Genomic DNA, 26,564 nt, shown 5'->3' with positions numbered 1-26,564 from the left:
GTTAACGTACCCTTCCCGGATTGGGCGTCATCGAACGGAACGATGAGCGCAACTGCGACTTGAGTTACCTCTAGTAGGAGGAGACGAGAATGGATGCCGATCTCAGATTGCACCACGAAGTCGTAGCACTTATTCCAGCGCTGAGGCGCTTTGCGATGCGCTTCCATCGAAACGCGACCGATGCTGACGACCTTGTCCAGGAAACCTTGCTCCGGGGCCTCGCGGCGCTGCCTTCGTTCGCCACCGGGACCAACCTCAAATCATGGTTGTTCACCATCATGCGCAACACCCATCATACCGCCTTTCAGCGGGCAAAGCGCATGAGCATCGGAACCGAAAATCTCGAGCACCTCATGCCTGCAGCGTCTTCGCCCCAGGAGTGGGCCATCCGCAAGAGCGAGTTCGACCGGGCATTGATGGCGATGCCGGAGACGTACCGGGATGCCTACAAGCTGGTGATTGAGGACGGCCAGTCCTATGACGTTGCAGCCGATAAATGCAATGTCGCCGTCGGTACGGTGAAGAGCCGGATCAGCCGTGCCAGGCATTTCCTCGCAGCCCAGATGGGCGAGACTGTCTCCACAGTGGCGTCGATCTGAGCGCCACCGTGACCGAATATCGTCAGGCTGAACACAGTGTCAGCCAGACGACGCCGGTGAAGCAGAAGGCGGTCGAGAACAGGGCCGCTATCGAGACGTAGATCGCCACACGGTTCATGAAGCTGGACGTCTCGGAAACGGGTGACGTCCGGCTCGACCGTAGCTGGCGCAGCAGAATTACGACAACCGCCATGACGCTTGCGATCATCATCGATATCAACAGCAGCCGGAGCGGCGATGTCCAGGCTCCGAGGTTGCCACTCTGCCAGTCCAGGCTGCAGCCGGTCGCCTGAACCGCGTAGATCGTCAGGAATGCTCCACTCCAGACCACGAACGCCGAGATAGCAAGCAGAAGCGGATGGCGCATCTATAGGCCTCCTTCGCCGATCAGGCTTTGCAGAGCCAGATAGAAAGCCGCCGCGCAGATGCCTGCTGCTGCCGTATAGTCATGCCACAGCCTGCCAATCCTGAGATCGAGGGAAAGAATAGCCTTCCTGTTTCCGAGGCTCGTCCACAGGGCGTGGGCCGCAAACACGGCGCCGATGGTGCCGTGCAGGGCGGCGTAGATGAAGATCACGAACACGGAGGCGATCGCGGCATGGCCCGACGGCGCGGGAAGGACCAGCAACGCGATGGCGAGGAACAGCCCGGTCGAGATCAGGTGTCCGAGCAGCGCCAGCGCGCTGCCCACCATCACCGCCCCGTTGCGACGGGCCGCTAGGCGACCTCCGACACAACTCATGATCACTCCGCCGACGGCGAGCGCCAAAAGCTTCACGTCGACGACAAAGCCGGCCGGCGGCCAGTTGGGGGCGGAAACCCACAGGAAAAGGCAGCCGAACAACAGGGATATGTAGAGCGTCGCATCGGCAACAAGCGTGAGAACCATCGCCAGATAGGATGGCGGCGTGCTCGCATGCAGATGAACCGGCACGCTAAGGCCGTGCCCGATCGGAACGAGATCGTTTTCCACGGGCAGCGGATCGCGGCGAGTCCAGAGCCAGAAGCATGCGACGACGGAGATCAGCGCCAGGGGCGTTGCCCAGTAGAGCTTGAACAGCATCATCAGGAAGAATGCGCCTGTGGCGATCGCGGTCCAGATCGGCAGGTATGTCTGGCGCGGCAGCATCACCACCTGGTCCGGCTCTCCTGTGACCGGATCCACGCCCAGCACTTCCATGCGATCATTGCGCGGCATGCCGAGATAACCGCGTCCAGCCGCAAGATAGGGGCCGAGCGTATCGGGATCGAGCAGGTCTGCGCGTTTGTCGATCCGCGGAATGGAAGCGAAGTTGTAGGATGGCGGCGGTGTCGGCATCGCCCATTCCAGCGTCCCGGCCTTCCACGGATTTCGTCTGAACGGCCGACCGAACTTGAACAGAAGGATGAAATCGAGCGCCACCAGCGCAAACCCCATCGCCATGATGAAGCTTCCCATCGACGAGATGAAATTCAGGGTCTCCCATCCGAACTCGGTCGGATATTCGAAGACGCGCCGCGGCATGCCGAGCAGACCCGTCAGGTGCATGAAGAAGAAGGTGACGTTAAAGCCGATGAAGATCATCCAGAACGCCGCATTCGACAGGTGTTGAACGGGTTGTTTTCCGGTCAAATGCGGCAGCCAGTAATAGGCCATGGCCAGCATCGGGAAGATAAAGCCGCCGACGAGAACGTAATGCAGGTGGGCGACCACGAAATGGGTGTCGTGGGCCTGCCAGTCGAACGGCACCATGGCCAGCATGACACCCGTCAGGCCTCCGATGACGAAGACGAAGAAGAACCCGAAGATATGCAGCATCGGAATGGAAAAGCGCGGGCGCCCATGCGCCATGGTGGCGAGCCAGGCAAAGATCTGGACGGCCGTCGGCACCGCGACCAGCGCGCTTGCCGCCGAGAAGAAGGAGAGCGCCACATGCGGTATGCCGACCGTGTACATGTGATGCACCCAGAGGCCGAAGGACAGAAACGCCATCGAGACGATGGCCGCGACAATCACCCGGTAACCCGCGAGCGGCGTGCCCGCGAGCACGGGGAGAATGGTCGAGATCGCGCCGGCTGCGGGCAGAAAGATGATGTAGACTTCCGGGTGACCGAACAGCCAGAAAAGGTGCTGCCACAAAAGCGGATCGCCGCCGCGCGTGGGGTCGAAGAACGGCAGGTCGAAGGCGCGCTCCACCTCGAGCAGGATCGATCCGAGGATGAGCGGCGGAAATCCGACCAGCATCATGGTTGCGACCACGAGCATGTACCAGGCGAAGATCGGCATCCGGTCAAGCGACATGCCGGCGGCGCGGATCTTCACGATCGTCACGATGATCTCGACAGCAGCGGAGAGGGCAGAGATCTCCACGAAAGTGATGCCGAGCAGCCAGACGTCGGAGTTGATGCCGGGAGAATAGACCGACGAAGATAGCGGCGTGTACATGAACCAGCCGCCGGAGGGCGCAACGCCGCCGATCAGCGCGCCGATCAGGATCATGCCGCCGAACAGGTAGCACCAGTAGCCGTAGGCCCCGAGACGGGGAAAGGCGAGGTCGCGGGTGCCGAGCAGTTTCGGCAAGAGGTAGATCGCCATGCCCTCGAAGAAGGGGATCGCGAACAGGAACATCATGATGGTGCCATGCATCGTGAACACCTGACCGTAGGTCTCGGCGTCCATGAACACGCTGTTGGCGGAGGCAAGCTGGGTGCGGATCAACATTGCCAGGATGCCGCCGATCGCAAAGAACACGAGAGCGGTCAGCATGAAACGGACGCCAACCACATTGTGGTTCACGGCAGCGAGACGACCCCAGCCGGGCTTTCCAGCCCATAAGCGGTCCAGCGCGCGATGCAGCGCAATCGGGTCGTGCCCGGGTGACGTGGGGTCGGTCATCGGGCTAGTTCCCCAATGATTGCCTTTTCGAAATCGTCAGCCGTGTGCGCCTGTACCTCGAAGCGCATGCCGGCGTGTCCCGTGCCGCAATATTCCGAGCAGACGCCGCCATATCGTCCGGGTTGGTCGGCGCGGATGCGCAGCCGGTTGGCATGGCCTGGAACGGCATCGATCTTGCCGCCAAGGCGGGGAACCCAGAAACTGTGAATGACGTCCTCGCTTTCGGCGATGATTTCGATGGTTCTGCCCGCCGGGATATGCAGGAGGTCGGTTGCGGTCCGGCTGCCCGGCAGGGACGGGTAGGAGAACTGCCATTGCCACATGCTGCCCACAGCCCTGACCTCCAGCACATCCTCTGTCTTCGCGCTGCCGCCGCTCAACAGAAATTCGCCTTGAGAAAACGCATAGAAGGTCAGTGCGGTGAGGACGGGCAGGGGAAGAACGAGGCCGCCCCATATAATCCAGCCGCTCTGAGAGAGGCCGCGTCCAAAGCGCGGGCGAAACAGGGTGGCGGCAAAGAGCCCGACGACGAGGGTAAAGAGGACGACAGACCCCCACAGCATCACCCACCACAGCTGGGCAATCGAACCCGCGGATGGTCCGGCGGGGTCGAGCGCGGAAAGGTCGCCAGTGCAACCGCTGAGCGCTGCAGAAACACAGGCCAGCGCGAGGACGCGGAACCAAGTGCGGACCTGATGGATTTGCCCTGCGAACGGAGGGACGTAATGAAAGACGATACCGAAACGACGAACCCGGTCGTGGCCGATGTCAGGGACAAGGATGCCAGCTCGGCAATTGCCGTCGCCGGGCACCCGCTGCATGCGATGAGCGTGCACTTCCCGATCGCCCTTGCCTTCATAACGCTTGCGGTCGATGCGCTGTTCTGGTGGTCCGCCGATCCGTTCTGGCTGCGGGCCGGCCTCTGGAGTTCCGGTGGCGTCTTCTTCTTCGGTCTCGCAGCCGGTGCTGTCGGCACGATCGAGCTTTTGTCGGTGCCGGGCATTCGCGGCCGCGTCGCCAGCTGGGCACATGCGATCGCCGCGGTGACGCTGATCGCCTGCGCCGGCCTCAACTGGGGTCTGCGGGTCACTGGCGCCGGCGACGTGTTGCCGCATGGAATCCTGGTGTCGCTGCTCACCTGCATCATGACGGGCATGGCTGGATGGCATGGCGGCAAGCTGATTTTCGATCATGGTGTCGGCCTCATGGTATCGGCCAAGGACTGATTCGCTCGGCAAGCGTGCGCAGGCCGCCCGGGCGCATGAATTCGCCGGGCAATTCCAGTCCGATAAACGGTTTGGCGAGGGCGACGAAAACGATTGCTCCAACGACCGCGGTGGTGACGATGGTTGTCGCAACAAAGCGCCAGACGGGATACGTCTCCCCCTCCTTGAAAAGCCGGATGATGATCAGGCCGGTCAGGACATGCAAGATGGCAAGCAGGCCAACGAACAGCAGCTTGATCGAAAACCACCCGGCAAACGTCTGCTGTCCAAAAATCAGAGCCGTGCCGCTCGCCACCGCCACGAAAGCCGCGGGCGAAATGATAGCCACATAGGCGTAGCGTACGATCATCTGAAGACGGTAAAGCGCATCCTTATCCTTCACATGGGCACGTTGCACGTAGAGACCCGGCAAGCTGATCAACCCGGCTGCCCAGATGGCAATCGTGGTGATGTGAACGAATTTCAGGAATGCGATGATCAATACCGGCCCAATGCATGACGGATGTGGTGCAAGCGTGCGTAAATGGAGCCGTGTACCCGTCTTTCCAGGACACGAATCTGTGAGGACCTCGTAGCGGCCGTCCGTGCGCGGCGAGATCGAAGGCTGTGGGACTATCCGAGCAACCCGTCGCGCCCGAATTCTTCCCAGCCCGAGAGGTCCGCTCCCTTGTTGTCATCAGCCGTTTTTCCAGCCGTCGATTGGCGTTTGGCGGCGGTCTTCAGCGAGCGGGTCAGCTTCGTCTTGAGCGCGGCCCGCCGTCTGTTTTCCGCCGCCATCGCCTTGTCGTCCTCCCGCCACTCGTCGACGGTGCCACCGTCGAGCAGCTCTTCAACGAGGCGGGGATCGAAGATATGGAAGGTGATCTTCTTCGCGCGTCCCGCCAGCCGCACGGTGCGAGTTCCGGCGCTGGGCAAGCGGCCGTCGGTGAGCCAGCGAAGTCGCTCGGTCGGGGAGATCGTCAGGATATCCTGGATTTCGCGCGGGATCACGGCGAGGCTTTCGATGCCGACGAGCGCTTGGCTGACAACGCCCGACACAAAACGAAATTCGGTCTTCGAGGTCTCGGGCATGGCAAGCACGAGGCTGCCTCCATCGAGATCCAGCAACTTGCGCGAAGCGGCAGGCAGCCGCGCGCGGATCTCCAGCAGGATCCCCTTGGCGCGGACCGCCGAGCCGAGCGTCGCCTTGGGAGGCAGGGGCCACTGTTTAAACAGTTCCGGCGCCTCATTCGTCTTTTGTTTTGGCATCAGGGATAAATGGTCCGCCGGGTCTCTAGCGTCAATGCCGTTGTTGGCTGAGACTTGGCCGATGCTGTGCTTTGTACGAAACACAGACGAAACGCTCTCATTTGGCTGTGTCGGCAAAGACTGTGCCTCCAACTTGTTAGGAACACATTCTCATGACATGGAATGCGCATCGGCATTGCTGATGAGCGTCGGGCTATTCGATGTTCGCAACTGCCGCTTTCGCTTCCTACCTTTGACCACGGATGTACTGGCACCGGTGAATGAAGCGACGATGAGGAAGGTCGGTGCAATTTTGCCCGGCCTTTTTTCATTCTAAACATACCGAAAGACAATCATGAAAAAGACCGATGCGGCGCTGCTTCTCAAGAAGGCTGAGCGACAGATTGCGAATACCAGCGGCGGTGGTCATCTCGGTGGCACAAATCACGGCCAAGGCTATGATGCCAAGACGACCGGCGCGCACAGCCAGGGCCGCAAGGCGTCGCCCCGCGGCGGCTCTGCCAAGAAGTAAACGAGCTACCAGACCATTGATCAGACCCGTCGTTCACCACGGCGGGTTTTGTCGTTTTAGGGCTTGGGTATTCTCCCCCTCTATCGCTTCCCGTCTTGTTTTGACGCCACCTCAGGCGATGCGGGACGCGGTTCGCACCGGCTCTGGCCGAACCGCCGCCGGACTGCACACGAAAGTGTAATCGCCGAGGGGCAATCGTTGCCGCGGGTTTCCGGAACGATTTGGGATGGCTGTGGTTTCGGGTGGGATCAATCAGGAATACCCATGCCGCGCCTGAACTTCGCCGTCCCGTTCACATCTGCTTCCATCTTCTTGATGACGCTTCTGTCCAGCCCGGCTCATGCCGTGGATGCCTCGGGAACGCGCGCTGACCTGCGCGCGCCAAAACCGGTTGCAGGGCCGATCGAGGCGGGCGTCCCTCTTGTCGATCAGGCGAAAGGAGAAGTTGCCATCAAAACCTCTCAAACGAAACCGCGTCGTCTGGTGATTTTCCTGCACGGCATCAGAGGCTCCGGTTCGGTCATGGCGGCCATCGGCAATTCCTGGCAGTCAATCCTGATAAACACGCGGTTCGTCGCGCCGGATGCGCCGTTTGCGCATCGATCCGGCGGTCGTCAGTGGTTTGCGGTCGACGATCAGGTGCTGCGGCCGGATCGTATCGAAGGTGCCAGAAAGGCTTTCGACAAGCTGATGGCCGGCATCGTCGAACGCGAAGGTTTCAAAAGTGATCTGGAAAGTGTCGCCTTTGTCGGCGTGTCTCAGGGTGCAATCATGGCGCTGGATGCCGTGTCCTCCGGGCGCTGGAAGGTCGGCGCAGTCGTCAGTATCGCCGGCCTGTTGCCGCTGCCGCCCAAGGCCTCGGCCTCGAAGATACCGGTTCTTCTGATGCATGGCGAGGCGGATCAGACGATCCCGTCCGTGGCATCCGTTGCCGCCGCCGGCCAGCTGCGGGGCGCGGGTTACGACGTTACTTTGAAACTCTATCCCCAGGTCGGGCACACGATCTCGTCCGAAGAGGCGAGGCAAGCCGTGCTTTTTCTGCGCGACCGGTTTGATCGCTAGCAACAAGCGCGGGGCACCGCCCGGGAGCTAAGGTCGGTCCTCGTCAAACTGCTCCGCGTCCGGCAGCGCGGCAAGCCATGGCTCCCGTCGTTTGATCCAGAGTTCGTAGGTCGGCACTATACCCGAAGGCGCGTCGCGCAGGCTTCCGAGCTTGACCTCGGCTTCGTGCTCGTCGCAGGCGAAAAGCCTTGAACCGCACGACGGACAGAAGCGCCGTCCCCCTTGTTCGGCCGTCGTTCCTTCACTCAAGAAAGCATGAGCAGGCCAGATGCCGAAATAGGTGAAAGCCGATCCGCTCTCCTGACGGCAGTCGGTACAGTGACAGAGCCCAACCCGCGTGGGTTCGCCCGCCACACTGAATGTCACCTTGCCGCAGAGGCATCCACCCTTTCGCACGACCGTCATGACGACCTCCTCCGGAATGCGCTTCGTCTTTGTCCGGAACATCATCGTCCGGTGCTGGTTCCAATTGCAAGATCCAAGAAGGAACCGATATGACCCAACTGGCCGACAATTTCATCGCTGCCCTTCATCGTCTGGAAAAGTCCAGCGACGTCGATACTATCGCCCGCCTGTTCCGCGACGATGCTGTCCTGTCCAACCCGTTGTCGATCCATGATTCAGCCGAGTCGGGAGCCGCACAGACGTTCTGGACGGCCTATCGCGCCGCGTTTTCAACGATCGAGTCCGAATTCATCAACGTCGTCGAAACCGATGGCGTCGCGATACTCGAATGGCGCAGTGACGCGGTTGTCGAGGGGCAGTCCGTGGCCTATTCAGGCGTCAGCGTTCTCGAAAGCGATGGCGAAGAGATCAAGTCGTTCCGGGCCTATTTCGATCCTCGCGAGCTTGTCGCCAAAGTCGATACCCGTGCGGTGGATGCAACGCCGAGCGACGTTGAGCCCGCCTGACTTTATGTCGAGATCGTCATCGCTGCCAAATCCCGTCTGCCGAAGCCCCGTCAGACCAGGGCGGCAGCGTTCTCCCGGGCGCTGTTCAGGCGCCCGGTCTGGATCTTGCCATGAAGCTCGAACCGCACGCCGTCGAAGTTGTAGAGGGTCTTGCCTTCGCCTTCAAAATACGCGGGCACGATCTTGTTGGTCAGCCGTGATCCAAATCCCGTCCTGGCCGGAGCCATTACGGGTGGGCCCCCGGTTTCCTGCCAGACCAAATGGAACGTCCCGTCCGCTGTGACTTCCCACGAAATTCCGATCCGCCCGGTCTCTGTGGATAAGGCGCCGTATTTCACGGCGTTTGTCGCAAGTTCGTAGACCGCGAGCGAGAGTCCGATCGCCTGCTGCGATGCCACGTAGAGGTCCGGCCCGGAGATCACCGCACGATCGGACCGATCGAGATGCGCTGCAAGGGCTGCCTCGACGATCCCCCGGACGGGGGTGTTGTCGGCAGAATCGTGCAGAAGTTCCTGCGCGCTCCCAAGCGCGGCGATCCGGTCCGAGACGGTGGCCCTTGCCTGGTCGAGGCTGCTTGCCTGACGCAGCGTCGAGGAAACGACCGCGGCTGTTACCGCAAGCGTATTCTTGACGCGGTGTACCAGCTCGCGCTGCAATGCGCGCTGGTTCCTGCGGGCGAGCACTCCCGGCGTTGCGTCGAGGGCGATGTTGATCATGCCCTTGATCTCGCCCTTCTCGTAGAGCGGGCTGTAGGAAAAGGTCCAGAAGGTCTCTTCGTCGTATCCGTTGCGCCGCATCGTCAGAGGAAGTTCCTCGGCCCAGGTTCCATCTCCCGACAGCGCCTGGTTGACGAAAGGCTCGATATCCGGCCAGATTTCCGACCAGACCTGTTTGGCAGGCTGACCGAGGGCGCCGGCTTCCTTTGCGCCCAGAAGCGGTGCGTAGGCATCGTTATAGAGGATGTTGAGTTGCTCCCCCCAGAACACGCAGATCGCATGCTTTTGGCCCAGCATCATTTCGATGACAGAGGTCAGCGCTTCGGACCATGACGAAATCGGTCCCAGCGATGTTGGCGACCAGTCGTATTCAGCCGTCAGCCTCGCCATCCGGCCGTTGCCAATATTGGACAGAGGTCTTGTCATCTCGTGGTTCTTTCGCGGTGGGCGATCTCGATGTACCTCATTCAGATCGTTGAAGATAATCCCAATTCGAAGAGCGCGACGCTGAGCTGGCGTTCCGAGATCGGTTTCGACAGGAAGCGTGCTCCCTGCGGCAAACTACCCTGATCGGGCGAGAAACGTCCAGAGATGACGATGATTCTGCATTCCGGCCACCGCGAAGCCGTCAGGTTTGCGAGTTTGATGCCGTTCATCGATCCCGGCATGTCGATATCCGTCAGCATCGCCTTGACCGGAATGCCGGCCTCCAGAAGCGCAAGCGCCTGATCGGCATTGGCGGCTTCGACCACATCGAAGCCGCTGTCGCTGAGGACGTCCGCCAGATCCATGCGGATCAGACCGTCGTCTTCGACCACGAGGATGGGATGATGTTTCATCAATGTTCCTGCTGGAAACCCTGGAGGTCTGCGTCAATCCGGAAGGTGAGACCTGAAGGCTGGAATGTGAAGGCGACGGTACTGTCTGCGGTCCCGTTAAGCCCGGCATTGATCAGACGCAAACCGGAACCGGGGCCTTCGGGTTGTTGCACCGGCGGCCCGCCTGTCTCGGTCCAGATAAGTTCGAAGCGATCCGATTTCGGGCCGGCGATCTTCCACTGGATATTGACCCGCCCGTCCGGAAGCGAAAGGGCTCCGTATTTGACCGCATTCGTCGCCAGTTCGTGCAGGATCAACGAGAGAGAGAGGGAAGGGCGCGAGCCGACCTTGATATTCGTGCCTGTAACGGTGATGCGGGGATTTGCAGGGTCGTCATGAAGGGACGTCATCTTGTCGACGAGCTGCGTGACAGTCGAGGCGCCCATACCGCCTAGCAGAATGGTATCGTGGGCGGCGCTGAGGACGGCGATCCGGTCCGAAAGGCGGACTCTGGCGCTGGCGAGGTCTGTCGAATTTCTAAGCGTTTGCGATGCGATCGCCTGCACCATTGCAAGCTGGTTTTTCAGGCGGTGCCCCAGTTCATGCGACAGCTGTGCCTGTTTTTCCTCCTCCGCTCGAAGCTCCGTGACATCGATTGCCTGAACGAGAATGCCGATGACCTTGCCGTCGTCCTCCACCATGGGCTGATAGGCGAGATCGATGACCCGGTCCTGCTTTTCGCCGGCGGTTCCTCTGTTCAATTCGATCCGAAGGTTTTTCGCAACGAAGGGTTCGCCCGTCTGGTAAACTCTGTCGAGGATGTCGATGTAACCCTGGCGGACCACTTCCGACACGGCCTCGGCGACGGTCTTGCCGATGATGTCGCGGCCGCTGCCGATCATCGAGTAGTACACTTCGTTGGCGTATTCAAAGACGTGATTGGGTCCGGTCAGCATGGCGATACCGCCGGGGCTGAGCTCGAAGACCTGCTCGAAGCGCTCCCGCAGGGTCCGTTCGGCGTTTCGTGCCGCCACGGTCGATGTCTGCTCGGTGCAGGCACAGAACATTCCCAGCACCGTTCCCCAGGGGTCTCGGACCGGCGTGTAGGAAAAGGCGAAATGCGTTTCTTCGGGAACGCCGTTGCGATGCATGACGAACTCGATATCGTCCATCGACGTACCTTGTCCGGCGTAGGCTGCGGAAATGATCGGCTCCACCTGATCCCAGATGTCGTGCCACAGTTCGCCGAAGGGTTTTCCGAATGCGGCCGGGTGCCGCTTGCCGCACATTTCGGCGTAGCCGTCGTTGTAGAGCGTCGTCTGTGAAGGGCCCCACACGATCAGCATCGGTTGCAGCGACCCGAGCATGACGTTCACCAGAGTCCGCAACTCCACGGCCCAGCGATCCTTCGGGCCGATATCTGAGGATTCCCAGTCATATACGTCGAATAGATTTCGACACTCTGGATTGGTTTCCAGCGTCAATTCCTTACCGTCCTTCATCAGCGCGCGCACAGGAACGCGGTTACCGGTCGTTTGTTCCAGGTGCGAGAAGAGTCTTCTACGGCCGCCCATAAATCATAACTTTCCCCTGCTTCCAATGGCTGGGAAGCAGGGAGCGACGACGGAGCTGCTTCGTACGGGGGCGGACAGAGCGGATCGAACTCAGCTCATGGAGCGGGCGGCGATGTAACCGCAGGCGCTGGCGATGCCCGTCAGGACTGTTCCCCAGATCATGTCGATGATGACAAGCGAAGCCGGCCAGTTTTTCAGCGTCGAGAGATTGGTGATGTCATAGGTGCCGTAGGCGGCCAGACCGAGCAATGCGCCACATCCGATCGCAACCCACAAGGACCCTCCATCGAGACCCGGCTTTACCGCCAGGATGACGATCGCAACCGCGAAGAAGAGGTAGAAGATCGCAGCGATCCCGAGATTGGGAGAGGGAAGCATGAGGTCGCCGAGTTTTTCCCGGTACATCTTGCCGGCAACAAGGCCGAGCCACACAGCGTCGATTGCGAGAAAGGAAACAAGAGTGGCCACATAGGCAATGGCGAGAGATTTCATGAGGCGTTCCACATCAGGGTTGAAGTGCAGAGATAACCCTGTGTTGTTCACCTTGTTCCGCCCGACCAATGTGGTTGTGATCGCAGGCGGCGAGGACCGTTTGCGCAGCGGTCAATCGACGACTTTCTCGAGACGGAAATAATACCGGCGTGGGTCGCCTTCGACGATCATCTTGCCCGCGATCTCTGTATCGGAGATCCGCCGGAACATGTCGGTAATCGGTTGCTGGTCGTAGACCATCGCGGCAGTCAACACGTCGCGATCCATCCTGTTTTCCAGGGATGCGGTGGTGGATTTTGCGCGCACGCGCGGGCGTATGTGGGAAAACAGGTTCACCGCGCTCGAGGTGCGGCCGAACCTTGCAAGCCGGATCGCCCACCGGATGGGAAACACTTTCGGGTCGACTGCAACCAGCCTGCCCGGTGCGCCCTCAAAAAGCAGCGCATCAGCCCGCCCGTCCGGATGGAAGCGCTTTCCGAACCAGCGCAGGTTTTCAAGGACGCCATCGAGCGGATGGTCGGACGGGTGGCCGCGGCCTCTCCACAGGCCGACCATGTCCTGAGGCCTGACCGGCTCAAGGGACGCGAACCACTCGGCGCTTTCATCCTGCAATGCCTGCGCTGGGCTTTTTGTCATTGTCTTCGCGGGTCCTCAGCCGCCGCCCGGCGAAACGCTCTCGTCATCCGTATCCGGCAACGAGCCCGTACCAGGCGTCTTGCTCTCATCCATCAATTCAGGCTTGGCGTGCGGACCGGCGGCAGGGGAATCCGATGTCGCCGGCGCTTTCTTGCCAGTTTCTTCGACGGCTTCCTGAGCGTTCTTGTTATCGTCCATGATATCTCCCATTCGGCTGCTACAAGACTGTAGATCCTCAGTCAGGAATGGGTGGGCACGGCAAAATGTTCCATGGGAGCCGTTGTCCGCCGCATCACCGGTTGGCAAAACTCTGTGTCAACGGCCTGAGCGCGCGTCCGTGTCCAGGCGCGATCTCATCGCGGCGGCCATCTCGACTGCTTCTTCTCTGGCATTGTGAAAATAGCTGATAAGGCCCGGCGTCATGCCGATGAACCAGAGGCCCGGAATATCAGGGCCGCTCGGGGATGGGACGTGACCGTTCTCGATGGCCAGCTCGCCAAGAAGCGATTGATGGTGCGCGCCGTAACCGGTCGCGTAGATGATCACATCCGGGGCTGTCACCAAGCTGTTCTTGTGCAGAACGGTGCCGGCTTGCGTGCATTCGACAACTTCGCCGACAACCTTGATGCGGCCTTCACGTACGGCCTTGATAGCGCCGTCATCGACCGGGACCGCCACATGATCGCGGGAAAGCCGCGTTGCGGCCTTGTGCGATGATCTGGGAAACCCGAGCTTGGTCAGATCCCCGAAGGCCAAGCGTTCCGTCAGCGAGATCGCGATATCGACCACAGGCGTGGGAAGACGTGCCAGCCATGGCGAGAATTTATGGACGGCCACGCCGAACAACCGCTTGGGAAGAACCGATGAACCGGTGCGAACGGAAAACCAGCAGTCGGCCAGATCGACCTTCGCCAGGTGATTGGCAATGTCGAACCCCGAATTGCCGGCGCCGACGATCAGCACCCGCTTTCCCCGGTACTGCTTCGCATCCCCGAAGTCGCAAGCGTGTATGCTTTGTCCGCCGAAGTTTTCCGCACCCTTGAACAGAGGCTGCCACGGATCGCCATCGCGTCCTGTGGCGACCACGACGTTGCGGCACAAAAACGGACCGGCGGATGTTGCAAGATGGAAGACGCCGTCGCGTCTGCTCAACGCCTCAACCGAAACGCCGTGTTCAATATCAAGGGCGTTGTCACGGGCAAACTGCGCCAGATGCTCGGCCACCACGTCGCGTTTTGGAAAAGCCGAGGTGCCGCTCGGGTATTGCAGCCCCGGCATGTGGGAAATGTCGCGATGCGTGTTGAGAGAGAGCTGCGGATGGCGCTTGCGCCAGGTCGATCCGACCTGCTCTTCACGGGCAATGATTCGGGCGCGGATGCCGCGCCTTCCCAGCTCATAGGCGGCGGTCATTCCAGAAAGCCCGGCACCAATGACCACGACATCTTCGATTTGGAGAGGCTCAGCGGGCAGATTCATGGCCAGACAATGCTGAAAAACATGCGCTGCTGCAACACCCAATCCTGAAACAGCGGGGAGATGCCCTCCCAGTTTAGAATATCTCTATGTACCGTAAGACGCGCGTGCCAAAAGTGCGGACATCGACTTTGAGGAAAATCGTATGGCAGGCCTCCGCGGGTACATCGACTCGGTTCTTGACCGTGGCCTTCCGCATCTCGCGTCCGCTCAGTTGTCAGATGAACGCAGGATGGAGCTTTGCCGGCAACACGGCGACTTCTCGCTGGCGTATTCGACGGCGGTTCAGAAGAACCTCAGCCACTTCGGCGACGACAAGGGATATATCGCCTACGCGACGAAGATGGGGCACATGTTTGCCTTGGGCGATCCTGTCGCCGACAAGGCCGATCGTGCCCGGTACGTGTCCGATTTCGTCGCAGCGGCCGAACGTCCCTGTTTCGTGCAGATCGGCCGGCAGACGGCAGAGACACTGTCTCGGCTCGGCTACCGGATCAATCAGATGGGCGTCGATACCCGTCTCGTGCTCAACGAGCATTCGTTTGCCGGAAAGAAGAACGAGACGGTCCGCTATTCGGAGCGGTGGCTGCTGAAGAACGGTTACCGGATTGTCGAGTGTGACGGCAGTCTGGCCAGGCCCGACCAGATCAAGGCCGTTTCCGAAGAATGGCGCGCTGGCCGCATCGTCCGTCGGCGGGAAATGTGTTTCCTGAACAGGCCGTTCAAAGCCGAGCTGTCGGCGCATATGCGCCGGTTCCTGATCCTCGATCCGCAAGGCGAAACCATCGCCGTGCTCGATTTCGATCCGATTTTCGATGCGGGGCAGGTGACGGGATACACGTCCACTTTCAAGCGGAAGAAGACGGGGACGACCCCGCATGCCGAGATCGGTCTGACGAAGTTCGCGACGGACCGCTTCAGGGAAGAGGGCAGGTCGCTGGTGACGCTTGGGCTTTCGCCCCTTGCGGCGATCACGACAAGCGGGTTTGCGGAAAGCGCATTCTGGCGCGGCAGGTTCGAATATGCCTACAAGTCGCCGGCCATCAACAAGAGGATCTTCAACCTGCAGGGACAGGCGGCATTCAAGCGCCGGTTCCATGGCGCCGAAGAGCCGACCTACATCGCCTTCAAGCGTCGCAGCCCTCTGGAAATGCTTGCTCTTTTGAGACTGCTCAAGACCCTCTGAGCCGAGGTCACTTCTTAGCCGGCTTTCCGTAAGCCGCAGAATAGGCGAGGGCCACGAAGGCTCCGCCGATCACATTCCCGATCGTTGCCGGCAGCAAGTTGCCGAAGATGTCGCTGATGCCCAACAGCGCCGTCGAGGGTTCAAGCATGCCCTGGACGAGAGTGGCATAGGTCAGCAGATACATGTTGGCGATGGAGTGCTCGAAGCCTGCCGCGACGAACGCTGCGACCGGCAGAAGCAGACCGAAAATCTTCTGCGTGACCGTATGGCCCGCATAGGCCAGCCAGACACCGAGACAGACAAGCGTGTTGGCAAGGATGCCGCTTGCAAGCGTTGTTGCGAACCCCTTGGCAGTCTTCGTTTCAGCAAGCTCGAATGCCGCGCGACCGACCGCTCCGTCGCCGGCCTCATGCAAGCCGGCGAAAACCGCGACGACAGCAAGCGCAATCGAACCGGCGAAGTTGGCCAGATAGACAGTCGTCAACGCCCCCGCCGCCCGGCCAGCGGGGATCCGTCCGGCAACCACCGGACCGATCATCAGTGTGTTGCCGGTGAACAATTCTGCGCCGGCGACCATCACCAGTGCGAGACCGAGCGAAAACACCGTGCCGGCGAGGATCTGCGCGACGCCGAAGGGAAGGCTGTCGGCGCCAGCCAGTGCCACCGTCGCAAACAGTCCACCGAAGCCGATGTAAATGCCGGCAAGCATGCCGAGAATGATCATCTTACTGAGGGGAAGGCCGGCTTTGTCCTCGCAGGCACAAAAGACCGTCTCGCAAAGGTCGGGCGGTGGCGGCAGTGAATTGGTGTCCGACATGACATCCTCCTGTCGATCGTGTCCGGCGAGGACGTAGATGAGACAGACGACGGATCCGGGAAGGGCACGATCCCGTGAGCCTGTTTTGAGGAGGGTGTCGTGCGCCTGCGTCCTTAGAGGTCGGACGTGGTTCCACTCAGTTTCGCGCTGAGAGCGTTTATGGTCGCCAAGGTCGCGTTGACTTGAGGCTGATCCATGCCGACGGCATCAACGATGCACTTCGTCACGGCGTCCGACTTCTCCTGCAGGGCGCGGCCTTTTTCCGTCAGGTAGATATCGACGCGGCGCTCGTCGTCGTCCCTGCGCATCTTTGTCACGAGACCCATCAGCGAAAGCCGCTTGATCAATGGCGTGGTCGTGCCGGAATCGACGCCGAGCCTTAGCGAGATCTCGCCCACGGAAAGGCTGCCCTCGCTCCACAGAAGCTTCATCGTGAGAAACTGCGGATAGGTCAGCCCCGTCGGCGCCAGCGCAGTCCGGTAGACCCGGTTGAAGGCCTGTTCGGCTCTATAGACGGCGAAGCACAGCATTTGGTCGAGTTCAACCGATGCCGGTTTTTCAGGGATATCTGTCATTCGCGCAATCTATATTGTGCGCAAGGTAATTGCAAGCAATTGACAGGCGCTGCAGAGCGCGATATCAATGGCGTGCAATTGAGTTGCGAATTAAGAAAATTCATCCGCCCCAACCCAGGAGAAGACTATGTCTGTCGACGCGAAGTACAAGACCAGCGCAACTGCATCCGGCGGTGGCCGTGACGGCAAGACGGCGCTTTCCGACGGGACGCTGGAACTGCAGCTGGTCGTGCCGAAGGAACTCGGTGGCCCCGGCGGTGATGGCGCCAATCCGGAGAAGCTGTTTGCGCTTGGATATTCGGCCTGCTTCCTCGGCGCCCTGCGCGTCGGCGCTACGCAGCTGAAGACCAAGGTTCCGGATGGTTCGACCGTTGATGCAACCGTCGGCATTGGCCCGCGCTCGGAAGGCGGCTTTGGCATCACCGCTGCCCTGGATGTTTATCTGCCGGGTATGTCGGAAGCCGACGCACAGAAGCTCGTCGAGGTCACCCACGACATCTGCCCGTATTCCAACGCGATCAAGGCAAGCGTCGACGTCGATTTTACGATCCGCACCTGATCGAAAACGGAAGTCGTTCGATTGGGAAAATGTGATGGACGGCTCTGGAATAACGCCGCCCAATAGTAATTCTGTCTGACAACTATCGCAGGCGGCCGGCAACGGTCGCCTGTCGGTTTTGGCCGCTACTCGCCGTCGCGGCACCCGGCAAGCGGTGTCCGCCGAAAATCAGCATCTGTAGATTGGCATTTGAAAAAACAGCATTATCTGGAACATAAGGCCATCGTCCCGGTTAGCTAGCCATCTAAACCGGAGACCCAACATGAAGTCCTCAATGTTTGCGAAAGCACTTCCTCTCGCACTGGTAATGGCCGCCCCGCTTGCCGTCCCGTCGTTTGCGCAGGAGATGGCAAAACCCACCACAGATATGCAGGCCGTGCTCGACAAGCTTGGTGCGCTAGACGCCAAGCCGTTTTCGAGCTTGAGCGTTCCGGAAGCCCGCACACAGGCAAGCCCTGCCGATGCTGCAAAGGCTGTCCAGTGGGAAAAGCGCCTGTCGTCCAATCCCGAAGCGCAGGTGACCACCAAGGACATCACCATTCCGACGGCTGAAGGCGGTATCGCCGCGCGCGTCTACATGCCGGCCGGCAAGGGTCCGTTCCCCGTCGTCGTCTACTATCACGGCGGTGGCTGGGTGGTTGCCGACCTCAACGTCTATGACGGCGCACCGCGTGCCCTCTCGCTCGGCGCCAAAGCCATCGTCGTCTCCGTCGAGTACCGTCATGCGCCGGAGCACAAGTTCCCGGCTGCTCATAACGATGCCTGGACGGCGTATAAGTGGGTTGTCGAGAACATTCACGACATGAACGGCAACTCCGACAAGATCGCGGTTGCGGGCGAAAGCGCCGGCGGCAACCTGGCGGCCAACGTCGCCCTGATGGCCAAGGAGATGAAGGCGAAGCAGCCGGTTCACCAGCTTCTCGTCTACCCGGTCGCCGGCAACGACATGGAAACGGCGTCCTACAAGGAAAACGCCAATGCCAAGCCGCTCGGCAAGGCCGATATGGAATGGTTCGTGAAGAACACGGTCACGTCCATGGATGAGACCAAGGACCCGCGCATCAACCTCAACGGTCGCTCCGACCTTGCAGGCGTTGCTCCGGCAACCGTGATCCTCGCCCAGATCGATCCGCTGCGCTCCGACGGTGAGACCTATGCGTCCAAGCTCAAGGACGCCGGCGTTGCGGTAAATACCAAGACCTATAACGGCGTGACACACGAGTTCTTCGGCATGGGCAAGGTGGTTCCGGAAGCCAAGCAGGCACTGGATCTCGCTGTCGCCGATCTCACCGCAGCCTTCGACAAAGCCAAGTAAGGAGAGCCCCTATGAACAAGATGATTTCAGCCTCGCTCGTATCGCTCTCGCTTCTGATGTCCTCGGCAAGCTTTGCGGCACAGCCCGCCAGCGCCGACAAAGCCGCTGCCGCGTTCAACGTCGACAAGGCTTCCTTTGTCAAAGCCGTCACCAGCTCCAACGCCTTCGAGATCGAGTCGAGCAAGCTTGCCGAACAAAAGGCCAAGGATGCCGACGTGAAGAAGTTCGCGTCAGAGATGATCAAGGATCATACGATGGCGGGCGAAGAACTCAAAAAGGCGGCCAAGCTCGGAGACGAGGCACCGGTTATGTCGCCAAAGCACGCGGCCATGCTTGAAATGCTGAAGGGTGCATCTGACCAGGACTTCGAGCCGCTCTATATCGACATGCAGGCAACAGCGCATATGGAAGCGGTCAGCTTGTTTGCGACCTATGCCAAGGGCGGTGACGATGCGGCGGTCAAGGAGTTCGCGGCCAAGACTCTGCCGAAACTTGAAATGCACAAGATGCACGTGACGAAGCTCGTCGCGACTCACTGAGGCGGGCAGCATCTGGAGCCTGCGTCCCAGCAGGCCGGGTGAATGTCGAGACGTTTAAAACAATGGCCGCTCCGGAAACGGGGCGGCCATTGTTGTTCCAGGGGTTGTGGAGAGGACGGTTCAAGCTGGAACGGGTGACGATCCTGCGGCCGTTTTCGGCAATGTGATGGTTTGGCGCAGTCCCTTATCGTCTTGATTGCGAAGCGCAATCTTTCCGCCATAGAGCTGTGCGAGTTCATTGGCGATCGTCAGGCCGAACCCATCTCCAGCGACCGTCTCATCCATCCGCACACCCGGCAGAAATGCCTTCTCGATCGTATCGTCGGAGATGCCGGGGCCATCGTCTTCGAGCGTGATGACGATCGAGCGTCCGTCCGTGCGGGCATCGATTGCGACAAGGCTGCCAGCCCATTTGAACGCGTTGTCGAGGAGATTGCCGACGATCTCGTCGAAATCCTCGGCCGCACAGGCAACCGAAATTTGCGGCTCGATCGTGCATTGCACCGATATGCCCCGGTCAGCGTGGATGCGCGACATGACAAGCACGAGATCGTCTATGCGGGGGTTCACCTGCGTTGCTGAAACGGTGCCGCTGGAGGCAGTCTTGCGGGCACGGGCGAGATGATGGCGGATGCGCTGGTCGATCCTGTCGACCAGATCGCGCATCTCGTTGGTGGGGTCGTTGGCGCCGTTTAAGGCTAATTGCAGGCTTGCGACGGGTGTCTTCAGGCCGTGCGCGAGGTTTGCGAAATGCAGGCGCGTTTCGGCGAGCCTCTCGGCATTCTTGTCCACGAGGCGGTTGATCTCGCGGGATGCGGGCTGCAACTCCTCGACGTCCTGATCCGGCAACCGCGGCAGCGCGCCTGCGGAAATGGATGCGATGTCTGACGTCAGTTGTCTCAGCGGTCGAAGCCCGTAGCGGACCTGCAGCAGGATGCCGCCGACGAGAACGCCACCCAAAAGAAGCATCGCAGGAACCAGCCACAACAATGCCCGCCCGGCGGGTGCGCTCAGGGAAGATTGCGGCGCCGATGCAATGATCTCGACCGTCCGATCTCCGACCATCGTTTCCAGCGTTCGCAGATACAGTGTCTCTTCGCGGAAGGCGACACGATCGGCCGGAAGTGGCTTGGGCTTCGCCGCGTGGCGCCAGTCGAAAGGGCGGGGCGGGCTTTCCAGGGTTTCCTCGGCCAGCGACCGGGAGGTTATGCGGGTCCGATCGTCGGACACCTGCCAGTACCAACCCGAGTGGGGGCGATCGAATGGCGGGCCGTCGAGGTCTGCAGAGAGGACGACGTCGCCGGCACTGTCGGTGGTCAGTGCATTTCGCAATCCCTCGATCTGGGTGTCGAGCCGCTGGTCGATCTGTTCCCTCACCACGCCCGCCACGATCAGGTAGAGAATGACGGATGCGACGATCACCGTCGCCGTCACGAAGATGATGGAAAAGCCGGCCAGCCGCCGGGCGATCGACGCCTGGCCGGATAGGTTGAGCCCGCTCATGGCGCTGCCGTCAGCATGTAGCCGCGGCCGCGAACCGTTTCGATCAGTTCCGCGCCGATCTTACGGCGCAGTCGCGCGACGATCACCTCGATAGAATTGGAATCGACCTCGGCATCGCCTTCGTAGACGCGCTCGATCAGCTCGCGCCGATCGACGATGACGTCCTTGCGCAGGATCAGGCAAGAGAGCACGCGCCATTCCAGCGCGGTCAGTTTCAGCGACAGGCCGTTGAACTCGAACGTGCCGAGCTGGGCGTCGAACTCCAGGGGACCGCAGAGGATTTTGGAGGATGCATGGCCCGTGGCGCGGCGGACGAGGGCGCGCATGCGCAGCACCAGTTCCTCGATCTTGAACGGCTTGGTGAGGAAATCGTCGGCGCCCGCCTTGAAGCTCTCGACCTTGTCCGGCCATCCGTCGCGCGCGGTCAGGATCAGGACGGGGAGGGTGCGGCCCGCGGCCCGCCACGATTTCAGAACCGACACGCCATCGATCTTCGGTAGGCCCAGATCGAGAATGGCAACGTCGTAGAGTTCGGTCAGTCCTGCGTGCTCGGCATCCTCGCCGTTCTTTGCAATGTCCACGACAAAACTTTCGGCCCGCAGGCTGGCTGCGATGCGTTTGGAAAGATCGGTGTCGTCTTCGACCAGAAGTACGCGCATGTGCAACCCGTTTGCCGTGGTGGAGAGACGCTGTCCTATGGCGGCAAGGCTTAACTCAAACTGAACCACAAGGTTCAGGCTGTTATCGGTCGTCGGCTGATAAATCTCTCCTGGCATACAAAAACAGGAGAAGACCATGTCAATTTCGGACAACAACACGACCGTCGATCAGAAGGATGGTTCGGCCGACAAGCCGCATGCACCCAAGCCCCCGCACAAGACCGGCAACCGGCGTATGGCAACCTTCGGCGTCACGGCCTTGGCGATCCTTGCCATCGGGGCCGCGGCCGGAGCCGGCGCAATGAAGCTGACCGGGCCGAGCGTCGAGCTTGCGCCCATGAACCCGGTCGCCATCTCCGCCGTCAAGGAGGACAGCCTGGTGACGGTTAAGGGGACGGTAGCCGAGGTATTCGGCAACAAGTTCGTCGTTCAGGACGACAGCGGACGGGCACTGGTTGAAACCGGGCCATCGGGTGACGACGGCAAGCTTGTCGATCTCAACGAAGCCGTCAGTGTCCAGGGTCGCTTCGACAACGGCTTCCTGCACGCGACCTATATCGTTCGCCAGGACGGCAGCATGGAAGCGCTCGGCCCGGCCGGCGGCCCTCCGCGTCACGGACCGGCGGGCGGCCCTCCGCCTCATGGCCCGGCCGGCGACCCTCCGCATGACGGTCCGCGCGGTGATATGCCGACACCCCCTGCGCCAAAAGGGTAAAGCCCTGGTTGCAAAACCTGGTGGCGGAGCCCTGACGGCAGGGTTGTAACGGGAAAGCGTTGCCCGATCTTCTTTCGGGCACGCTGGAACCCCGCGTCCGCCACCGGCGTTGGACGCCACAATTTTCAAGCATGTAGCATGATGAAGCGAGGCTGGCATGCGATCCACCCTACAGACAGGTCTGACTGATCGATCCCTGGTGGCACTTGCCGTCCTCAACTTCTTTCTCGCCGACGCCCGCGACGGGCTTGGACCGTTTCTCGACGGGTTTCTCGCCACCCACGGGTGGTCGCCGATGACGCTCGGCTTCATCGCCACGCTTGGCGGTGTACTCGGAATGATCGCCACGCCGCTGTTTGGGGCGTGGGTGGATGCCTCCAAGCGTAAACGCACGCTCATCATCATCCCGGTGATCCTGGTGACGGCGGCAGCCTTGTGGACGCTTGCCAGCCCCGGAAACGCATCGGTGTTCGGCGGCCAGTCGGCAACCGCCATCGTTGGCGCCGTCGTCGGTCCGGCGCTGATGGGGCTGACGCTTGGCCTCGTCGGCGAAAAGGCGTTTTCCCGTCAGGTGTCGCGAAACGAATTCTGGAACCATCTCGGCAACGTCGTCTCGCTCGCCGGCATCTATTTAGCGACGGTCTACTTCGGCGTCAGCGGTGTCATCGGATTGATGATCGTCACGGCGGTCGCCGCCATTCTGGCAGCGCTTGCGATCGACCCGGAGCGGATCAATCACAACGCGGCGCGCGGTCTTGCGCATGACGATGGAGCGCCGGGTCCCTCCGGCTATTCCGTCCTCGTGGGCAGCAAGGGGCTGATCCTGCTTGCCGTGACGCTGATGATCTTCCACTTCGGCAACGCGCCGATCAGCCGCCTCATTGCCCAGGACTTCTCGATCCATCTCGGGACGCCGTTTCAGACGACGGCGGTGACGACCGGCGTGTCGCAGCTGTCGATGATCGTCATGGCTTTAGCGGCGCCTTTCCTGATCCGGCGGTTCGGGCTGGCGACGGTCTTCCTCATCGCGCTGCTTGCATTGCCGATCCGCGGTGCGATTGCGGGCTCCTTTAGCAATTTCGCTGTGATCTATCCGGTGCAGATCCTCGATGGAGTTGGCGCAGGCCTGATCGGTATCGCCACCCCGATTGCTACGGAACGGATCCTTGCGGGAACCGGTCGTTTCAATGTCGGACTGGCTGCGGTCATGACCGTTCAGGGCATCGGCGCATCGCTGAGCAACGTCGTCGCCGGCTGGCTGACGGATGTCGGCGGCTATGCGCTTGCCTACTGGGTGCATGGCGGCGTTGCAGCGCTTGCCGTTGCCGCCTTTCTCGCCGGGCGCAAGAGCATTGCCCCTTCCCAAAAAGGTGCGAACAAGGCAGGAGACGATCGCGAGATCCCTGTCGCACCATAATCGTTTCGGTTGGACCATCCATGAACGCATTGACCATGACCTGGAGCATCGCCGGCCTGACAGCGCTCGGCGTCATTACCCGGCCGTTTGCCTGGCCGGAAGCGATATGGGCCGTGCTTGGCGCATCGCTGCTTCTGGCGTTCGGCCTGATCGCCCCCTGGGATGCCTGGGCCGGCGTCGCCAAGGGTCTCGACGTCTACTTGTTCCTGATCGGCATGATGCTCTTATCGGAACTTGCCAGACGGGAAGGGCTGTTCGACTGGCTGGCATCGATTGCGACCGCCTATGCAAAAGGCTCGCCGAAGCGATTGTTCGTCCTGATCTATGGGGTCGGCATCGTCGTCACCGCGTTCCTTTCGAACGATGCGACCGCGGTCGTGCTGACGCCTGCCGTTTATGCGGCGTGCCGCACGGCAAAGGTGAAGGATCCGATGCCCTATCTTCTCATCTGCGCCTTCATCGCCAATGCCGCAAGCTTCGTGCTGCCCATCTCCAACCCGGCCAATCTGGTAATCTTTGGCGGCGGAACGATGCCGCCTCTGTCGCGCTGGCTCGCCACGTTCGGTCTTCCCTCAATCGTCTCAATCGTCGTGACGTTTATCGCGCTTTATTGGACGCAGCGCTCGACCATCGCGGCCGACAGCGTGTCCCCCGTGGTTGAAAGCGTGCCGCTGTCGCATAGCGCAAGGCTGACGGGGATTGCCTTGTGCGCGACGGCGGTCCTGCTGCTCGGAGCATCGGCGCTGCATTTCGATCTCGGGTTGCCCACCTTTGTGGCCGGCTGCATCGCGACGGCGGCTGTTCTCGCGATCACCCGGCAGAGCCCTGTCGAAACGCTGAAGGGCGTGTCCTGGAGCGTGCTGCCGTTGGTGGCCGGCCTGTTCGTCGTGGTCGAGGCCCTGAACCGGACGGGCCTGATCGATGCATTGGCGCATCAGCTGACCCAGAATGCCTCGCTTTATCCCGCCCAGACGGCAGCGATCGCCGGTACGGTCGTGGCGCTCGGCTCCAACCTCGTCAACAACCTGCCGGCCGGCCTCGTTGCGGGAAGCGCCGTGGAACTGGCGCATGTGTCCGACAAGATTGCCGGCGCCGTGCTGATTGGCGTCGATCTCGGCCCCAACCTCTCGCTCACCGGGTCGCTCGCGACCATTCTGTGGCTGACGGCGCTGAAGCGCGAAGGGTTGCACATCGGCGCCCTGAGCTTTCTCAAGCTGGGCGCCGTCGTCATGCTTCCGGCGCTCGCCCTGTCGCTTGCAGTCCTCCTCATCCAATGAGGCGCTGGCGCGCTTTGCGGGCTAGTCCATCAATAGACCATCGCATCGAGGTCGGAGATCAGCGTCGGGCCGGACGGGTGCCAGTCGAGCTTTGCTTGTGTCTTCGCGCTCGATGCCCTCATGTCGAGACCGACGAACCGTGCCATCGCGCCAAAATGCTCCGAAGCCTCGTCGGCTGAGATGGAAACAACAGGGACATTCAAGCCGCGACCCAGCGCTACCGCGATAAGGCGCATCTCCACGCCTTCTTCGCCGACCGCGTGATAGCGCGCACCGGGTTCCGCTTTCTCTATGGCAAGGCGGTAGAGGCGCGCAACATCGCCAAGGTGACCGGCCGACCAGCGGTTCGTTCCGTCCCCCACGTAAGCTGAAACGCCTTTTGCTCTGGCAATGTCGAGGAGCGGCGAGATGAGGCCCTGCTTGAACGTGTTGTGGACCTGCGGCAGACGGAGCACGGAGACGTTGATCCCTCCGTCCAGAAGCCGGTTTCCAGCGCGCTCAGAAGCAATGCGCGGGTTTGGGTGATCCGTATCGAAGACGTCTTCGACAGCGAGCTCGCCTTTGCCGCGCGCGCCCATCGCGATGCTCGAGGTGATCAGCAGCGGGCGTTCGGAACCGGAAAGGGCTGATCCCAGCGCTTCGATGACCCGCCGGTCCTTTTCGCAATTCTCGGTGAAGCGTTCGAAGTTGTGGTCGAACGCCGTATGGATGACGGCGTCTGCATTCCGGGCGCCGCGTTCTATGCTTTCGAGGTCTTCGAGCGTCGCCAGATGTGGCTCGACCCCTGATGCGATCAGCTTTTCGGCGCCTGCCTGCGAGCGGGTCATGCCGATGACTTCGTGGCCCGCGTCGAGAAGTTCAGGAACCAGCGCCGAGCCGATGAAGCCCGTGGCACCGGTGAGAAATACACGCATTGTCATTCTCCAGTTGCTTTGACACCGGGACTATCTGCGCTCTTGTTATTCCGTTAAAGTAGTGACCGTATCAGGGTATAATTGCTAACAGGGTATCGATGCCGGACATCACGCCGAATTCATTGGCAGCGTTTCTGAAAGATCGCCGCACGAGGCTCGATCCTGGCGCCTTCGGGTTTTCGGGAAGACGACGGACGCCGGGGCTTCGCCGCGAAGAGGTTGCTCAACGCGCCAATATCAGCCCGACTTGGTACACGTGGCTCGAGCAGGGCCGCGGCGGCGCGCCCTCGGCTGACGTGCTGAACCGGATCGCCAGCGGATTGATGCTGACGGAGCCGGAACGCGAACACCTTTTCATGCTCGGTCTCGGACGGCCGCCGGAGGTTCGCTACAAGTCTACGGACGGGATTACGCCGCGGCTGCAGCGTTTGCTCGATACGCTCGATGCGAGCCCCGCTTTCGTCAAGACCGCGACATGGGACGTGGTGGCGTGGAATGCGGCGGCGGCCGTGGTTCTGACCGACTACGGGAAACTGCCCGAAGGCCAGCGAAACCTCCTGCGACAGATTTTCTCGAGCCCGTCGCTCCGCGCCAAGCAACATGACTGGGAAGGGCTCGCCCGGTTTGTCGTCGGCGCCTTTCGCGCCGATGCCGCACGGGCCGGTGCGATGTCGGAGGTTTCGGATCTCGTCGACGAGCTCTCGAAGTCCAGTCCGGAATTTGCGGCATTCTGGGGTGAAAACGACGTAAGGCTCCAGAGCGACGGCCTGAAGCGGATCGAACATCCGGATCTCGGCACGGTCGAGCTGGAATATACCGCATTCTCCGTCGACGGTCGGCCGGATCTCGGCATGATGATCTACAATCCGGTCGATCCGGCTATGGCCGCAAGAATCCGGCAGCGCGTCGCGGAGCGCACGGCATCAGCTAAACCCTGACCGCTCTAT

Annotated in this window: 31 protein-coding genes; 13 read left to right on the top strand and 18 right to left on the bottom strand. The window is 61.0% G+C overall.

Going from position 1 to position 26,564, the window contains the following annotated elements; genetic code table 11:
• Window positions 1-89: 89 nt before the first annotated feature.
• A complete protein-coding gene (locus J3A65_RS13660) occupies window positions 90-599 on the top strand; it encodes a sigma-70 family RNA polymerase sigma factor (protein WP_062460596.1) in 510 nt (169 codons plus the stop codon).
• A 22-nt stretch (window positions 600-621) separates the two neighbouring features.
• Here the strand turns inward: J3A65_RS13660 and J3A65_RS13655 are convergent, their stop codons facing one another.
• From J3A65_RS13655 to coxB, 3 genes are read right to left on the bottom strand one after another with little or no spacing between them, the layout of a single operon-like run.
• Window positions 622-966, bottom strand: coding sequence for a hypothetical protein (locus J3A65_RS13655; protein ID WP_209901708.1), 345 nt, complete (start codon window positions 964-966; stop codon window positions 622-624).
• Window positions 967-3,474, bottom strand: coding sequence for a cytochrome c oxidase subunit I (gene ctaD / locus J3A65_RS13650; RefSeq protein ID WP_209901706.1), 2,508 nt, complete (start codon window positions 3,472-3,474; stop codon window positions 967-969).
• Window positions 3,471-4,139: a cytochrome c oxidase subunit II gene (gene coxB / locus J3A65_RS13645; protein ID WP_281064433.1), complete on the bottom strand. Its 669-nt coding sequence runs from the start codon at window positions 4,137-4,139 to the stop codon at window positions 3,471-3,473. The genes ctaD and coxB overlap by 4 nt, the downstream gene beginning before the upstream one ends.
• A gap of 60 nt (window positions 4,140-4,199) precedes the next feature.
• On the opposite strand from coxB, the gene J3A65_RS13640 reads away from it, so the two are divergent.
• Entirely contained in the window at window positions 4,200-4,700 is a 501-nt protein-coding gene (locus tag J3A65_RS13640; RefSeq protein WP_062460587.1) for a DUF2231 domain-containing protein, read from the top strand.
• On the opposite strand, the gene J3A65_RS13635 is transcribed toward J3A65_RS13640, so the two are convergent.
• Both J3A65_RS13635 and J3A65_RS13630 read right to left on the bottom strand, forming a co-directional pair.
• A complete protein-coding gene (locus J3A65_RS13635; protein ID WP_245341544.1) occupies window positions 4,678-5,181 on the bottom strand; it encodes a CopD family protein in 504 nt (167 codons plus the stop codon). The two genes, J3A65_RS13640 and J3A65_RS13635, sit on opposite strands and share 23 nt — an antisense overlap.
• 131 nt (window positions 5,182-5,312) lie before the next feature.
• Window positions 5,313-5,948, bottom strand: a complete 636-nt coding sequence (locus J3A65_RS13630; RefSeq protein ID WP_209901702.1) for a hypothetical protein — start codon at window positions 5,946-5,948, stop codon at window positions 5,313-5,315.
• A gap of 334 nt (window positions 5,949-6,282) precedes the next feature.
• Here J3A65_RS13630 and J3A65_RS13625 point away from each other — a divergent pair, with 334 nt between their 5' ends.
• On the top strand, window positions 6,283-6,459 hold the full coding sequence (locus J3A65_RS13625; RefSeq protein WP_165699875.1) for a hypothetical protein: 177 nt from the start codon (window positions 6,283-6,285) through the stop codon (window positions 6,457-6,459).
• Between the two features lie 264 nt (window positions 6,460-6,723).
• The gene (locus J3A65_RS13620; RefSeq protein ID WP_245341543.1) at window positions 6,724-7,521 is read left to right on the top strand and encodes a dienelactone hydrolase family protein; all 798 of its coding nucleotides are present in this window, start codon (window positions 6,724-6,726) and stop codon (window positions 7,519-7,521) included.
• Window positions 7,522-7,548: 27 nt separating this feature from the next.
• On the opposite strand, the gene J3A65_RS13615 is transcribed toward J3A65_RS13620, so the two are convergent.
• Window positions 7,549-7,926 (bottom strand): GFA family protein, encoded by a 378-nt coding sequence (locus J3A65_RS13615; RefSeq protein ID WP_209901700.1) that lies wholly within the window; start codon window positions 7,924-7,926, stop codon window positions 7,549-7,551.
• A gap of 89 nt (window positions 7,927-8,015) precedes the next feature.
• Here J3A65_RS13615 and J3A65_RS13610 point away from each other — a divergent pair, with 89 nt between their 5' ends.
• Window positions 8,016-8,432 carry a nuclear transport factor 2 family protein gene (locus J3A65_RS13610; RefSeq protein WP_209901697.1) on the top strand — a complete coding sequence of 139 codons (417 nt, stop codon included), beginning with the start codon at window positions 8,016-8,018 and terminating at the stop codon, window positions 8,430-8,432.
• A 50-nt stretch (window positions 8,433-8,482) separates the two neighbouring features.
• On the opposite strand, the gene J3A65_RS13605 is transcribed toward J3A65_RS13610, so the two are convergent.
• The 7 genes from J3A65_RS13605 to J3A65_RS13575 all read right to left on the bottom strand — a co-directional run bounded on the left by J3A65_RS13605 (window position 8,483) and on the right by J3A65_RS13575 (window position 14,144).
• Window positions 8,483-9,574 (bottom strand): sensor histidine kinase, encoded by a 1,092-nt coding sequence (locus tag J3A65_RS13605; protein WP_245341542.1) that lies wholly within the window; start codon window positions 9,572-9,574, stop codon window positions 8,483-8,485.
• A 41-nt stretch (window positions 9,575-9,615) separates the two neighbouring features.
• Window positions 9,616-9,987: a response regulator gene (locus tag J3A65_RS13600; RefSeq protein ID WP_062455024.1), complete on the bottom strand. Its 372-nt coding sequence runs from the start codon at window positions 9,985-9,987 to the stop codon at window positions 9,616-9,618.
• Window positions 9,987-11,360: a PAS domain-containing protein gene (locus J3A65_RS13595; RefSeq protein WP_162238002.1), complete on the bottom strand. Its 1,374-nt coding sequence runs from the start codon at window positions 11,358-11,360 to the stop codon at window positions 9,987-9,989. The genes J3A65_RS13600 and J3A65_RS13595 overlap by 1 nt, the downstream gene beginning before the upstream one ends.
• Before the next feature lie 270 nt (window positions 11,361-11,630).
• Window positions 11,631-12,032, bottom strand: coding sequence for a DUF2177 family protein (locus tag J3A65_RS13590; protein ID WP_062455028.1), 402 nt, complete (start codon window positions 12,030-12,032; stop codon window positions 11,631-11,633).
• A gap of 111 nt (window positions 12,033-12,143) precedes the next feature.
• On the bottom strand, window positions 12,144-12,668 hold the full coding sequence (locus tag J3A65_RS13585) for a GXWXG domain-containing protein (RefSeq protein ID WP_209901695.1): 525 nt from the start codon (window positions 12,666-12,668) through the stop codon (window positions 12,144-12,146).
• 15 nt (window positions 12,669-12,683) lie between these two features.
• Complete coding sequence (locus J3A65_RS13580) at window positions 12,684-12,866, bottom strand: hypothetical protein (RefSeq protein WP_062582515.1); 183 nt, start codon at window positions 12,864-12,866, stop codon at window positions 12,684-12,686.
• A 117-nt stretch (window positions 12,867-12,983) separates the two neighbouring features.
• Window positions 12,984-14,144: an NAD(P)/FAD-dependent oxidoreductase gene (locus J3A65_RS13575; RefSeq protein WP_209901693.1), complete on the bottom strand. Its 1,161-nt coding sequence runs from the start codon at window positions 14,142-14,144 to the stop codon at window positions 12,984-12,986.
• 142 nt (window positions 14,145-14,286) lie between these two features.
• Here J3A65_RS13575 and J3A65_RS13570 point away from each other — a divergent pair, with 142 nt between their 5' ends.
• Complete coding sequence (locus J3A65_RS13570) at window positions 14,287-15,327, top strand: phosphatidylglycerol lysyltransferase domain-containing protein (protein ID WP_062582519.1); 1,041 nt, start codon at window positions 14,287-14,289, stop codon at window positions 15,325-15,327.
• Window positions 15,328-15,334: 7 nt separating this feature from the next.
• Here J3A65_RS13570 and J3A65_RS13565 read toward each other — a convergent pair whose 3' ends face one another.
• A complete protein-coding gene (locus tag J3A65_RS13565; protein WP_209901691.1) occupies window positions 15,335-16,144 on the bottom strand; it encodes a formate/nitrite transporter family protein in 810 nt (269 codons plus the stop codon).
• Window positions 16,145-16,257: 113 nt separating this feature from the next.
• Window positions 16,258-16,719, bottom strand: coding sequence for a MarR family transcriptional regulator (locus J3A65_RS13560; RefSeq protein WP_082472002.1), 462 nt, complete (start codon window positions 16,717-16,719; stop codon window positions 16,258-16,260).
• 127 nt (window positions 16,720-16,846) lie between these two features.
• Here J3A65_RS13560 and J3A65_RS13555 point away from each other — a divergent pair, with 127 nt between their 5' ends.
• The 3 genes from J3A65_RS13555 (at window position 16,847) to J3A65_RS13545 (ending at window position 19,132) form a co-directional block, all read left to right on the top strand.
• Complete coding sequence (locus tag J3A65_RS13555) at window positions 16,847-17,278, top strand: organic hydroperoxide resistance protein (RefSeq protein ID WP_062582523.1); 432 nt, start codon at window positions 16,847-16,849, stop codon at window positions 17,276-17,278.
• A 262-nt stretch (window positions 17,279-17,540) separates the two neighbouring features.
• Entirely contained in the window at window positions 17,541-18,593 is a 1,053-nt protein-coding gene (locus tag J3A65_RS13550) for an alpha/beta hydrolase (RefSeq protein ID WP_209901689.1), read from the top strand.
• 11 nt (window positions 18,594-18,604) lie between these two features.
• Window positions 18,605-19,132: a DUF4142 domain-containing protein gene (locus J3A65_RS13545; protein WP_245341541.1), complete on the top strand. Its 528-nt coding sequence runs from the start codon at window positions 18,605-18,607 to the stop codon at window positions 19,130-19,132.
• Between the two features lie 120 nt (window positions 19,133-19,252).
• Here the strand turns inward: J3A65_RS13545 and J3A65_RS13540 are convergent, their stop codons facing one another.
• Entirely contained in the window at window positions 19,253-20,635 is a 1,383-nt protein-coding gene (locus J3A65_RS13540; protein WP_209901686.1) for a HAMP domain-containing sensor histidine kinase, read from the bottom strand.
• On the bottom strand, window positions 20,632-21,294 hold the full coding sequence (locus tag J3A65_RS13535) for a response regulator transcription factor (RefSeq protein ID WP_062583141.1): 663 nt from the start codon (window positions 21,292-21,294) through the stop codon (window positions 20,632-20,634). Before J3A65_RS13535 ends, J3A65_RS13540 begins: the two co-directional genes overlap by 4 nt.
• Window positions 21,295-21,430: 136 nt before the next feature.
• Between J3A65_RS13535 and J3A65_RS13530 the strand changes: the two genes are divergently transcribed.
• From J3A65_RS13530 to J3A65_RS13520, 3 genes are all read left to right on the top strand, one after another.
• Entirely contained in the window at window positions 21,431-22,009 is a 579-nt protein-coding gene (locus J3A65_RS13530) for a hypothetical protein (protein ID WP_209901684.1), read from the top strand.
• Between the two features lie 157 nt (window positions 22,010-22,166).
• Window positions 22,167-23,426: an MFS transporter gene (locus J3A65_RS13525; protein WP_209901682.1), complete on the top strand. Its 1,260-nt coding sequence runs from the start codon at window positions 22,167-22,169 to the stop codon at window positions 23,424-23,426.
• 20 nt (window positions 23,427-23,446) lie between these two features.
• On the top strand, window positions 23,447-24,703 hold the full coding sequence (locus tag J3A65_RS13520; protein ID WP_209901680.1) for an arsenic transporter: 1,257 nt from the start codon (window positions 23,447-23,449) through the stop codon (window positions 24,701-24,703).
• Between the two features lie 29 nt (window positions 24,704-24,732).
• Here the strand turns inward: J3A65_RS13520 and J3A65_RS13515 are convergent, their stop codons facing one another.
• Window positions 24,733-25,617, bottom strand: a complete 885-nt coding sequence (locus J3A65_RS13515; RefSeq protein ID WP_209901677.1) for an SDR family oxidoreductase — start codon at window positions 25,615-25,617, stop codon at window positions 24,733-24,735.
• Between the two features lie 98 nt (window positions 25,618-25,715).
• On the opposite strand from J3A65_RS13515, the gene J3A65_RS13510 reads away from it, so the two are divergent.
• Complete coding sequence (locus tag J3A65_RS13510) at window positions 25,716-26,555, top strand: helix-turn-helix transcriptional regulator (RefSeq protein WP_209901675.1); 840 nt, start codon at window positions 25,716-25,718, stop codon at window positions 26,553-26,555.
• Window positions 26,556-26,564 lie beyond the last annotated feature (9 nt).

The sequence above is a fragment of the Rhizobium sp. PvP014 genome (genome assembly GCF_017876855.1).
Taxonomy (GTDB): domain Bacteria; phylum Pseudomonadota; class Alphaproteobacteria; order Rhizobiales; family Rhizobiaceae; genus Neorhizobium; species Neorhizobium soli.
Note: the sequence above shows the minus strand (reverse complement) of the source record. Positions and strands in the feature narration are given on the sequence as shown.

Bases quoted from the DNA above. Each gene is read 5' to 3' on its own strand.
- J3A65_RS13550 (WP_209901689.1), top strand. From the start codon at position 17,541: ATGAAGTCCTCAATGTTTGCGAAAGCACTTCCTCTCGCACTGGTAATG.
- J3A65_RS13585 (WP_209901695.1), bottom strand. From the start codon at position 12,668: ATGACAAAAAGCCCAGCGCAGGCATTGCAGGATGAAAGCGCCGAGTGG.
- J3A65_RS13540 (WP_209901686.1), bottom strand. From the start codon at position 20,635: ATGAGCGGGCTCAACCTATCCGGCCAGGCGTCGATCGCCCGGCGGCTG.
- J3A65_RS13575 (WP_209901693.1), bottom strand. From the start codon at position 14,144: ATGAATCTGCCCGCTGAGCCTCTCCAAATCGAAGATGTCGTGGTCATT.
- J3A65_RS13655 (WP_209901708.1), bottom strand. From the start codon at position 966: ATGCGCCATCCGCTTCTGCTTGCTATCTCGGCGTTCGTGGTCTGGAGT.
- J3A65_RS13545 (WP_245341541.1), top strand. From the start codon at position 18,605: ATGAACAAGATGATTTCAGCCTCGCTCGTATCGCTCTCGCTTCTGATG.
- J3A65_RS13620 (WP_245341543.1), top strand. From the start codon at position 6,724: ATGCCGCGCCTGAACTTCGCCGTCCCGTTCACATCTGCTTCCATCTTC.
- J3A65_RS13610 (WP_209901697.1), top strand. From the start codon at position 8,016: ATGACCCAACTGGCCGACAATTTCATCGCTGCCCTTCATCGTCTGGAA.
- J3A65_RS13615 (WP_209901700.1), bottom strand. From the start codon at position 7,926: ATGACGGTCGTGCGAAAGGGTGGATGCCTCTGCGGCAAGGTGACATTC.
- J3A65_RS13630 (WP_209901702.1), bottom strand. From the start codon at position 5,948: ATGCCAAAACAAAAGACGAATGAGGCGCCGGAACTGTTTAAACAGTGG.
- J3A65_RS13565 (WP_209901691.1), bottom strand. From the start codon at position 16,144: ATGTCGGACACCAATTCACTGCCGCCACCGCCCGACCTTTGCGAGACG.
- J3A65_RS13525 (WP_209901682.1), top strand. From the start codon at position 22,167: ATGCGATCCACCCTACAGACAGGTCTGACTGATCGATCCCTGGTGGCA.
- J3A65_RS13605 (WP_245341542.1), bottom strand. From the start codon at position 9,574: ATGACAAGACCTCTGTCCAATATTGGCAACGGCCGGATGGCGAGGCTG.
- J3A65_RS13560 (WP_082472002.1), bottom strand. From the start codon at position 16,719: ATGACAGATATCCCTGAAAAACCGGCATCGGTTGAACTCGACCAAATG.
- ctaD (WP_209901706.1), bottom strand. From the start codon at position 3,474: ATGACCGACCCCACGTCACCCGGGCACGACCCGATTGCGCTGCATCGC.
- J3A65_RS13510 (WP_209901675.1), top strand. From the start codon at position 25,716: ATGCCGGACATCACGCCGAATTCATTGGCAGCGTTTCTGAAAGATCGC.
- J3A65_RS13515 (WP_209901677.1), bottom strand. From the start codon at position 25,617: ATGCGTGTATTTCTCACCGGTGCCACGGGCTTCATCGGCTCGGCGCTG.
- J3A65_RS13535 (WP_062583141.1), bottom strand. From the start codon at position 21,294: ATGCGCGTACTTCTGGTCGAAGACGACACCGATCTTTCCAAACGCATC.
- J3A65_RS13570 (WP_062582519.1), top strand. From the start codon at position 14,287: ATGGCAGGCCTCCGCGGGTACATCGACTCGGTTCTTGACCGTGGCCTT.
- J3A65_RS13640 (WP_062460587.1), top strand. From the start codon at position 4,200: ATGAAAGACGATACCGAAACGACGAACCCGGTCGTGGCCGATGTCAGG.
- J3A65_RS13530 (WP_209901684.1), top strand. From the start codon at position 21,431: ATGTCAATTTCGGACAACAACACGACCGTCGATCAGAAGGATGGTTCG.
- J3A65_RS13520 (WP_209901680.1), top strand. From the start codon at position 23,447: ATGAACGCATTGACCATGACCTGGAGCATCGCCGGCCTGACAGCGCTC.
- J3A65_RS13555 (WP_062582523.1), top strand. From the start codon at position 16,847: ATGTCTGTCGACGCGAAGTACAAGACCAGCGCAACTGCATCCGGCGGT.
- J3A65_RS13590 (WP_062455028.1), bottom strand. From the start codon at position 12,032: ATGAAATCTCTCGCCATTGCCTATGTGGCCACTCTTGTTTCCTTTCTC.
- J3A65_RS13625 (WP_165699875.1), top strand. From the start codon at position 6,283: ATGAAAAAGACCGATGCGGCGCTGCTTCTCAAGAAGGCTGAGCGACAG.
- J3A65_RS13660 (WP_062460596.1), top strand. From the start codon at position 90: ATGGATGCCGATCTCAGATTGCACCACGAAGTCGTAGCACTTATTCCA.
- J3A65_RS13600 (WP_062455024.1), bottom strand. From the start codon at position 9,987: ATGAAACATCATCCCATCCTCGTGGTCGAAGACGACGGTCTGATCCGC.
- J3A65_RS13580 (WP_062582515.1), bottom strand. From the start codon at position 12,866: ATGGACGATAACAAGAACGCTCAGGAAGCCGTCGAAGAAACTGGCAAG.